The following is a 9,046-nucleotide window of genomic DNA, read 5'->3' on the forward strand; positions in this document are numbered from 1 at the left end:
GTCGAACTCAGGCGTAAACGTCGGCCTGGGCCAGCCGCGAGCCGGCGGCATCCTTTGCCGCGAGTTGCGGCTCGAAATCGATCTGCCAGTCGATCCCGAGCGCGGGATCGTTCCAGGCGATGCTACGTTCGAATTCGGGGTACCAGTAGTCGGTCGTCTTATAGAGAAATTCGGCCGATTCGCTCAGGGTCACGAAACCGTGCGCGAAGCCAGGCGGAACCCATAGCTGACGGGCATTTTCCGCGCTCAGGCGCACTCCAACCCACTTGCCGAAATTCGGGGAGGACTTGCGGATATCGACGGCAACGTCCAGCACCTCACCGGCAATCACGCGCACGAGCTTGCCCTGTGCATGCTCGATCTGATAATGCAGCCCACGCAGCACGCCGCGCGCCGAGCGTGAGTGATTGTCCTGGACGAACACCGCCTGCGGATCGACCTTTTCTGCAAACTCGCGGCCGTTGAAGCTCTCGTAGAAGAAGCCGCGCGCATCGCCGAACACCTTCGGCTCGATGATCTTGACTTCCGGCAGTGCCGTTTCGCTTACCTGGATTGCCATGCCACCTGTTCCGTCAAAAGATTCTTCAGATACTGCCCATACGCGTTCTTCGCGAGCGGCTGGGCAAGCTTGAGAACCTGCTCACCGTCGATCCAGCGATGCCGGTAGGCGATTTCCTCGGGGCAAGCGACCACCAGCCCCTGGCGCTTCTGCAACGTCGCGATGAAGGTGGCCGCCTCGATCAGCGAATCGTGCGTGCCGGTATCGAGCCAGGCATAACCGCGCCCCATGATTTCTACGTCGAGCCGCCCCGCCTGCAGGTAGCGCGAGTTCACGTCGGTGATCTCGAGCTCACCGCGCGGCGAAGGCTTGATGTCGGCAGCGATATCGCACACCTGGTTGTCGTAGAAGTAGAGCCCCGTGACCGCATAGTTCGAACGGGGCTTGGCCGGTTTTTCCTCTATCGACAGCGCACGGAAATCCGTATCGAATTCCACCACGCCGTAACGCTCGGGGTCATGCACGTGATAGGCGAATACAGTCGCGCCTTCGAAGCGCTCGTCGGCTCGATGAAGCTGCTTGACGAGATCGTGGCCATAGAAGATGTTGTCGCCGAGGATCAGTGCCGACGGATCACTGCCGATGAATTCACGGCCAATCAGGAACGCTTGCGCCAGACCATCCGGCGATGGCTGCACCGCATACTGGATATTCATACCCCACTGCGAACCGTCGCCGAGCATCGCCTCGAAGCGCGGCGTGTCCTGAGGCGTCGAGATAATCAGCACATCGCGAATCCCCGCGATCATCAGCGTCGACAGCGGATAGTAGATCATCGGCTTGTCGTAGACCGGCAGCAGCTGCTTCGACACCGCGTGCGTGATCGGGTACAGACGCGTGCCGGAGCCGCCGGCGAGGATGATGCCCTTGCGTGCCATGGTTCTGCTCCTCGTCACGCGCGCTGCGCGTAGTTCATCTCGACCCACTTGCGGTACTCGCCGGAAGCGACTTCCTCGGCCCAGGCCTGGTTGTCGAGATACCAGCGCACCGTCTTCGCCATGCCGGTCTCGAAGGTTTCGGCCGGCTTCCAGCCCAGCTCGCGCTCGAGCTTGCGCGCATCGATCGCGTAGCGGCGGTCGTGCCCCGGACGATCGGTGACGAAGCTGATCTGCTCGCGGTACGAGGCGCCCGCTTTCGGCTTCAACTCGTCGAGCAGATCGCACAGCACGTGCACCACGTCGAGATTCTTCTTCTCGTTCCAGCCGCCGACGTTGTAGGTTTCACCGGGCACGCCGCGCGCGAGCACCTCGCGGATAGCCGAGCAGTGATCGCCGACATACAGCCAGTCGCGCACATTCTGGCCGTCGCCATAAACGGGCAACGGCTTGCCGGCCAGCGCATTGGCGATCATCAGCGGGATCAGCTTCTCGGGGAACTGATACGGGCCGTAGTTGTTCGAGCAGTTGGTGGTCAGCACCGGCAGCCCGTAAGTATGGAAATAGGCACGCACCAGATGGTCCGAGCCGGCCTTGGTTGCCGAATAAGGGCTGTTCGGCGCGTACGGCGTGGTTTCCGAGAACTGCGGATCAGTGGCCGACAGCGAACCGAACACTTCGTCGGTGGAGACGTGCAGGAAGCGGAACGCCGTCTTCGCGTCGGCATCGAGCGTGTTCCAATACTGGCGCGTCGCCTCGAGCATCGTGAAGGTGCCGACCACGTTGGTCTGCACGAAATCGGCGGGACCGTGGATCGAGCGATCCACATGGCTTTCGGCAGCGAAATGCAGGATCGCGCGCGGACGATGTTCGGCCAGCAGCGCGTCAATCGCCGCGCGATCGCAGATATCGACACGCGCGAACACGTGATTCGGATTGTCCTGCAGGGACTTCAGCGTGCCGAGATTGCCCGCGTACGTGAGCTTGTCGACATTCAGCACCGGCTCGTCGGATTGCGCGAGCCAGTCCAGCACGAAATTGGCGCCGATGAAGCCGGCACCGCCCGTCACCAATATCATGGGATTCCCTTGTCGAAAAACGGAGTCTGATCGAGCCGATGAGCGGAACTTGCCGCCGGCCCCTCGGAATGTGCGCCGTGAATCGCGTATATCTATTGTTGTTCGGCCATCTGGCGAGCGGCCCCGCCGTCAACCCATAGGGACGCAATTATAAGGCCTGTGCCGGCTTAAAAAACATGCCTCTAACATCTTGCAACAGCTTGACAAATGTCGACAAATCGGAGTTTTATGCGAATTTCTTTCTAAGAAAATTCCGCCACGCAGGATATTCCCCTCGCATGCCATGGGAACCGAAGTCCTGAATGACTTGTGGTACCGTGCGTCGGAAGCTTGCGAAACATCGTTAAATCGCACCACATCCATCCCGCAATGACCTCTGCCCCCGGCCCCGTGCCGATCGCCATCGGCGACCTCCAGGGTTGCCACGCCCCCCTCGTCGAGTTGCTGTCCCGCCTGGCGCCCTCCGACGACACCCCGCTCTGGTTCGCCGGCGATCTCGTCAACCGCGGCCCGGCCTCGCTGGCCACGCTGCGCGAGGTGATCGCGCTGGGCGAGCGGCGCGTGGCCGTGCTCGGCAACCACGACCTGCACCTGCTGGCCGCCGCGGCCGGCATCCGCCAGTTGAAGGCGGGCGACACGCTTGCCGAGATCCTGGAGGCGCCCGATGCCGAAGCCCTGCTCGAGTGGGTCCGCCAGCGGCCCTTCGCGCATTTCGAGCACGGCAAGCTGATGGTGCATGCGGGGCTGTTGCCGCAATGGGATGTCACGCTCGCGCTCGAACTCGCCGACGAGCTGCAGCGCGCGCTGCGCGCGCCCGACTGGCGCGAGACGCTGCGCGGCCTGTACGGCAACGAGCCGAATCAGTGGAAGGCAGGATTGTCGAAGCCGGAGCGGCTGCGCGTGGCCTTCAACGCCTTCACGCGGATCCGCTTCTGCACGCCGGACGGCGCCATGGAGTTTCGCGGCAACGGCGGCCCCGATTCGGCGCCGGAAGGTCACCTGCCCTGGTTCGACGTTCCCGGGCGGCGCAGCGCCGACGTGACCGTGGTGTTCGGCCACTGGGCCGCGCTCGGCCTGATGCTGCGCGACAACCTGGTCGCGCTCGATTCGGGCTGCGTGTGGGGCAATCGCCTGTCGGCCGTCGAGCTGAGCGACGATCCGGCCGCGCGACGCGTCACGCAGGTGGCCTGCGAGCGCTGCGGCTCAGGCAAGGACTGAGGAAGGAGGGGCGCCGGGCACGGCGCCTCGCGCGTGATTGGATCGCGCGAGGCGAGGCGCATCGATGCCGCCCCGGCCTCGCGCTGCCCGATCGGGCTTCAGACGTCGCGGCGCGCGACCGGCTCGGTCTCGCCCGCGGCATTCGCCGCCACCGTGGACGCCACGACAGCCTCGGCGGTTTCGGTCGAGGCGCTCGGCGCGGCGGCTGCCTCGCCACCGGCCGGCACTTCATCGATCGCCAGTTGCGCGAGCGCCTCGGCGCTCGGCCGCCCGCACCCGGCCTGCATCTCGGCCAGCGCATCGGCCACCGCCGCGCGAGCCCGCGCCGACAACCCGCGACGATCCTCACCCGCCTCGATCGGCGCGCCCACGTAGAGATGCGCGACCAGCGGCCGGTCGCGCAGCACGCGATCGAGCGACTTGCCCAGCGACATCTTGCCGGTATAGGCCGGCGCCAGCGACTGCCTGCCCTGCCCGTCCTCGTACATGATGCAGACCGGCTGCACCGGGCTGCCGGCCTCGACGGCGGCCTGGAACAGGTTGGCATGGAAGGGCAGCAGCTCGAGCCCGTTCGAGGTGGTGCCCTCGGGGAACACGCACATCAGCTCGCCGCCGCGCAGCCGCTCGGCCAGCTCGTGCATGATGCGCTTGGCCTCGCTGCGCTTCTCGCGCTGCAGGAAGATGGTGCCGAGCTTCTCGGCCAGCCAGCCCACCACCGGCCATTGCCGCACCTCGGCCTTCGAGACGAAGGGCGTCGGCCGCCAGGCATTGATCACGTAGATGTCCAGCCAGGACACGTGGTTGCCGATCACCAGCGCCCCCGCGTCGAGCCGCGCCTCGTCGTGATGCACGACCAGGCGCATGCCGCACAGCGCCAGCATCTTCAGGGTCCAGCGACGCGTGAGTTCCTGCCGGCGCGCCGGGCTCGCCCCGCCGAACCGCAGGGCGATGGTCGCCATGCCGTGCAGCAGGTGCACGATCAGGCGCAGCTTGCGCAACGCTCTCATGATGCCCGCCCCGCTCAGCGACGCTCGAAGGCGACCTGGCCGGCGACGAGGGTCGCGCGCACCCGGGCCGGCAGCTCGTAGCCGAGGAACGGCGAATTGTGGCCCTGGCTCTTCAGGGCACTCGGCTCGACCTGCCAGTGCGCGGCCGGATCGAACACCACCAGGTCGGCCACGCCGCCCGGCACGAGGCGCCCGGCCGGCAGCTTCAGCACGTCGGCCGCGCCGGCGGTGATGCGGTTCAACGCGCGCGCCAGCGGCAGCCCGGCCTCCTGGGCCCACTTGACGGTCAGCGACAGCAGCAGCTCCAGGCCGGTCGCGCCGGGCGTGGCCTCGGCGAAGGGCAGCAGCTTCTCGTCGTCGTCGACGGGGGTGTGGTCGGAGCAGATCGCGTCGATCGTGCCGTCCTCGACGGCCGCGCGGATCGCGGCGCGGTCGCGCTCGGCGCGCAGCGGCGGATCGAGGCGGAACTGCGCGTCGAAGTAGCCGATGTCGAGGTCGATCAGGTGCAGGTGGTTGGCGCTGACGTCGCAGGTGATCGGCAGGCCCTCGGCCTTGGCCTGGCGCACCAGCTCGATACCGGCCGCCGAGGACAGGCGCGCGATGTGCACGCGCGCGCCGGTCACGCGCACCAGCTCGCAGAGCGTGTGCAGGGCGATCGTCTCGGCCGACACCGGCACGCCCGACAAGCCCAGCCGCGAGGCGAGCGGCCCGCTGGCGGCGACCCCGCCCTTGGCGAGGAAGGCGTCCACCGGGCGCAGCCAGACCGTGTAGCCGTAGGTGCTCGCGTACTGCAGCGCGCGCAGCAGCACCTGGGTGTCGCGGATCGGCACGTTGGCCTGGGTGAAGCCGATGCAGCCCGATTCGGTCAGCTCGACCATCTCGGTGATCACCTCGCCCTTCAGGCCGACCGTCAGCGCGCCGAGCGGATAGACGTGCGCCTGGTGCAGCTTGCTGGCGCGGAACTTCAGCATCTCGACCAGGCCCGGCTCGTCGAGCACCGGGTCGGTATCGGGCTGGCAGACCAGGCTGGTGACGCCGCCGGCCACCGCCGCGGCCATCTCCGATTCGAGCGTGGCCTTGTGCTCGTAGCCGGGCTCGCGCAGCCGCGCCGAGAGGTCGACCAGGCCGGGGGCGACGATCAGGCCGCTCGCGTCGATGGTCCTGGCCGCGTGGAAATCGGCCGGCGCCGCGCCGATCGCGACCACCTTGCCGGCGGCGATGAACACGTCGGCCTGTTGTTCGGTGCCGGCGACCGGATCGACCAGCGTGCCGCCCTTGATATGAATCTTCATGTGCTGCCTGCGAATGCGTTGGATGCGTTGAATTCGATGGCCGGCCGGCGTGGCGCCAGGCCGCGCCGGTCAGTCGCTGTTGCCCGCGACGATGCCCATCACGGCCATGCGGACCGCGATGCCGAAGGTGACCTGGTTGAGGATCACCGACTGCGGGCCGTCGGCCACCTGCGAGTCGATCTCAACGCCGCGGTTCATCGGGCCCGGGTGCATCACGATCGCGTCGGGCGCGGCCAGCGCGAGACGCTCGGGCGTGAGGCCCCAGCTCTTGAAGTACTCCTGCGCCGAGGGCAGCAGCGCGCCGCTCATGCGTTCGTTCTGCAGGCGCAGCATGATGATCACGTCGACGCCCTTCAGGCCTTCGTCGAGGTTGTGATAGACCTTCACGCCCATCTGCTCGAGCCCGCCCGGCAGCAGCGTGCGCGGGCCGATCGCGCGGATCTCGGGCACCCCGAGCGTGGTCAGCGCGTGGATGTCGGAGCGCGCCACGCGCGAGTGCAGGATGTCGCCGACGATCGCCACGCGCAGCTGCGTGAAGTCGCGCTTGTAGTGGCGGATCGTGTACATGTCGAGCAGGCCCTGGGTCGGGTGCGCATGGCGCCCGTCGCCGGCATTGATCACGTGCACGTGCGGCGCGCAGTGCTCGGCGATCAGGTAGGGCGCGCCGCTCGAGGCATGGCGCACCACGAACAGGTCGGCGTGCATCGCCGAGAGGTTGTTGATGGTGTCGAGCAGCGACTCGCCCTTGCTGGTCGAGGAGGCGTTGATGTTGAGGTTCAGCACGTCGGCCGACAGGCGCGTGGCGGCGATCTCGAAGGTGGTGCGGGTGCGCGTCGAATTCTCGAAGAACAGGTTGAACACCGACTTGCCGCGCAGCAGCGGCACCTTCTTCACCTCGCGGTCCGTCACGCTGACGAACTGCTCCGCGGTATCGAGGATGTGCGTGACGATCGACTTGGGCAGGCCCTCGATCGACAGCAGATGCTTGAGCTCGCCGTTCTTCGTGAGCTGCGGGTTGCCCTTCAGGAAGCCGGGGCGGAAGCGTTGGGCGGGCGCGGCCGCGGCTTGGGCGCCGCTGCGGCCGGAGGTGTCGGTGGTCATGGTGTACGTGAATCCAAGGTGTTGCCGGGGCAGCGCCCGCGCGCGAACACGCGCGGCGGGCGCCGGTTGAGGCGCGCTCAGTGGGCGCGCGCCTCGAGTTCGAACGTGAAATGGAGGTCGGCGTCGTGGGCCAGCACCAGGGTCGCCTCGGCCGGCACCTCGAGCGTGCCGCCCACGAAGCGCGCCGCCACCGGCAGCTCGCGCCCGCCGCGATCGGCCAGCGCCGCGAGCTCGACCGCGGCGGGCCGGCCGTAGTCGTACAGCTCGTTGAGGGCCGCGCGCACGGTGCGGCCGGTGTACAGCACGTCGTCGACCAGCAGGATGCGGCGGCCTTCCACCGCGAACGGCAGCGAGGTCGGGCTCGCCTGGCTGTGCAGGCCCTTCTTGGCGTAGTCGTCGCGATGCAGCGCCACGTTGACCACGCCGAAGCCCGGCGCCTTCAGGTCGCGCGCCAGCCGTTCGGCCAGCCAGGCGCCGCCGCTGTGGATGCCGGCGATCGCCGGGCCGTCGCTGGCCGCGAAGGCGGCGTCGCCGTAGGCGCCGCGGATCTGGTCGAGCAGCGCGCGGTAGAGCGCTTCGGCGTCAATGGAACTCATGATGGTCGGGCAACTGGTCGAGATAGTGTTGAAGGATCACGCGGGCGGCCTCGGCGTCGATGGCCGCATCGGCCTTCGCGCCGCGCGCGCGCAAACCGGCGCGCGCCTCGACCGACGAATAGCGCTCGTCGATCCAGCTCACGGGAAGGTTGAAGCGGCCGTTCAGTTGATTGCCGAAGCGCTTGGCCTGCTGCGTCATCTCGTGCGGCGTGCCGTCCGGGTGCATCGGCAGGCCGACCACCAGCGCGTCCGGCCGCCATTCGGCGATCAGCGCGCCGACGGCCTCGAAACGATATTCGCGATTCAGGTTGGACACGATGACGAGCGCGCGCGCCGTGCGCGTCAGCGTATTGCCGACGGCCACGCCGATGCGCTTCTCGCCATAATCGAACGCGAGCAGGGTGGCCTCGCGCGCGGGGACACCGCTCATGCGTGGCCCGCCTCGCCCGAGAGCATCGTCGAGGACACGCCGAGCAGGCCGAGCGCGGCCTCGAAGCGCTCCTCGGCCGGCGTGTCGAACACCACGCGCGGATCGGCGGCCACCGTCAGCCAGCCGTTCTTGGAGATCTCGTCCTCGAGCTGGCCCGCGCCCCAGCCGGCATGGCCGAGCGTGAGCAGGAAGCGCTTCGGCCCGCTGCCCGAGGCGACCGCCTCCAGCACGTCCTTGGAGGTGGTCATCTCCAGGCCGCCCTCCACCGTCATCGAGGAGCTGTAGCTGCTGCCCTCCACCGGCTCGTGCAGCACGAAGCCGCGCTCGGTCTGGACCGGGCCGCCGAAGTAGACGGGGATATGCAGGAGAGGCTCGATCTCGAGCTTGAGGTCGATGCGATTGAACAGCGATTCGAGGTCGATGTCGGTGGGACGATTGATGACGAGGCCCAACGCACCGCGTTCGCTGTGATCGCAAAGGTAGACCACCGTTCCCGAGAAGGTCGGATCCGACATGCTCGGCATCGCGATCAGGAACTGGTTGGTGAGATTGATGCGATCGGAACTCTTTGACATGGTTTGAATTTTAGCAAAGACCTCGCGGCGGGACGCAGCCCGCGAGGGTCGATAAGACGGATCACGTCGCACTCTATCACGCGAGCGGGGCCGGTCGGCAGGCTGGGTGCGAGGCCGGGACGACGCGCCGGGCACGGGCGCAGTCACAAAATGGCCATTGTCCGCGATGTGTTCGAATCGGTTGTGAAACTCGGCCAGATGGCCGCAAACCGACGCGAATGACGGACCGGGCGAGCTGATGGGGTCCGACGCGATCGAGCCACAGCGCGCCGGGCCGGTTTGGCTCGGCGGGCGCCTCAGGGCCGCGCCGCCTC

Annotated in this window: 10 protein-coding genes; 1 reads left to right on the forward strand and 9 read right to left on the reverse strand. The window is 67.4% G+C overall.

Features of this window, described 5'->3' with window-relative positions; genetic code table 11:
• Positions 1-7: 7 nt before the first annotated feature.
• The 3 genes from rfbC to rfbB are packed head-to-tail and all read right to left on the reverse strand — an operon-like array spanning position 8 to position 2,513.
• Positions 8-559, reverse strand: a complete 552-nt coding sequence (rfbC, locus tag F3J10_RS18390; RefSeq protein ID WP_167242689.1) for a dTDP-4-dehydrorhamnose 3,5-epimerase — start codon at positions 557-559, stop codon at positions 8-10.
• Entirely contained in the window at positions 544-1,437 is an 894-nt protein-coding gene (rfbA, locus tag F3J10_RS18395; RefSeq protein ID WP_167242690.1) for a glucose-1-phosphate thymidylyltransferase RfbA, read from the reverse strand. Before rfbA ends, rfbC begins: the two co-directional genes overlap by 16 nt.
• Positions 1,438-1,451: 14 nt before the next feature.
• Complete coding sequence (rfbB, locus tag F3J10_RS18400) at positions 1,452-2,513, reverse strand: dTDP-glucose 4,6-dehydratase (protein WP_167242691.1); 1,062 nt, start codon at positions 2,511-2,513, stop codon at positions 1,452-1,454.
• A 369-nt stretch (positions 2,514-2,882) separates the two neighbouring features.
• Here rfbB and F3J10_RS18405 point away from each other — a divergent pair, with 369 nt between their 5' ends.
• A complete protein-coding gene (locus F3J10_RS18405) occupies positions 2,883-3,731 on the forward strand; it encodes a symmetrical bis(5'-nucleosyl)-tetraphosphatase (RefSeq protein ID WP_025098737.1) in 849 nt (282 codons plus the stop codon).
• Between the two features lie 98 nt (positions 3,732-3,829).
• Here the strand turns inward: F3J10_RS18405 and F3J10_RS18410 are convergent, their stop codons facing one another.
• From F3J10_RS18410 to F3J10_RS18435, 6 genes are all read right to left on the reverse strand, one after another.
• The gene (locus F3J10_RS18410) at positions 3,830-4,738 is read right to left on the reverse strand and encodes a lysophospholipid acyltransferase family protein (protein ID WP_167242692.1); all 909 of its coding nucleotides are present in this window, start codon (positions 4,736-4,738) and stop codon (positions 3,830-3,832) included.
• Positions 4,739-4,752: 14 nt separating this feature from the next.
• Positions 4,753-6,030: a dihydroorotase gene (locus tag F3J10_RS18415; protein WP_025098735.1), complete on the reverse strand. Its 1,278-nt coding sequence runs from the start codon at positions 6,028-6,030 to the stop codon at positions 4,753-4,755.
• 69 nt (positions 6,031-6,099) lie between these two features.
• Complete coding sequence (locus F3J10_RS18420; RefSeq protein WP_013696825.1) at positions 6,100-7,131, reverse strand: aspartate carbamoyltransferase catalytic subunit; 1,032 nt, start codon at positions 7,129-7,131, stop codon at positions 6,100-6,102.
• 77 nt (positions 7,132-7,208) lie between these two features.
• Positions 7,209-7,727, reverse strand: a complete 519-nt coding sequence (gene pyrR, locus F3J10_RS18425) for a bifunctional pyr operon transcriptional regulator/uracil phosphoribosyltransferase PyrR (RefSeq protein WP_025098734.1) — start codon at positions 7,725-7,727, stop codon at positions 7,209-7,211.
• Complete coding sequence (ruvX, locus tag F3J10_RS18430; RefSeq protein ID WP_025098733.1) at positions 7,714-8,157, reverse strand: Holliday junction resolvase RuvX; 444 nt, start codon at positions 8,155-8,157, stop codon at positions 7,714-7,716. The genes pyrR and ruvX overlap by 14 nt, the downstream gene beginning before the upstream one ends.
• Positions 8,154-8,732, reverse strand: coding sequence for a YqgE/AlgH family protein (locus tag F3J10_RS18435; protein ID WP_013696822.1), 579 nt, complete (start codon positions 8,730-8,732; stop codon positions 8,154-8,156). Before F3J10_RS18435 ends, ruvX begins: the two co-directional genes overlap by 4 nt.
• Between the last annotated feature and the right edge of the window lie 314 nt (positions 8,733-9,046).

This window comes from Burkholderia sp. Cy-637, assembly GCF_011753175.1.
Classification (GTDB): Bacteria; Pseudomonadota; Gammaproteobacteria; order Burkholderiales; family Burkholderiaceae; genus Burkholderia; species Burkholderia gladioli.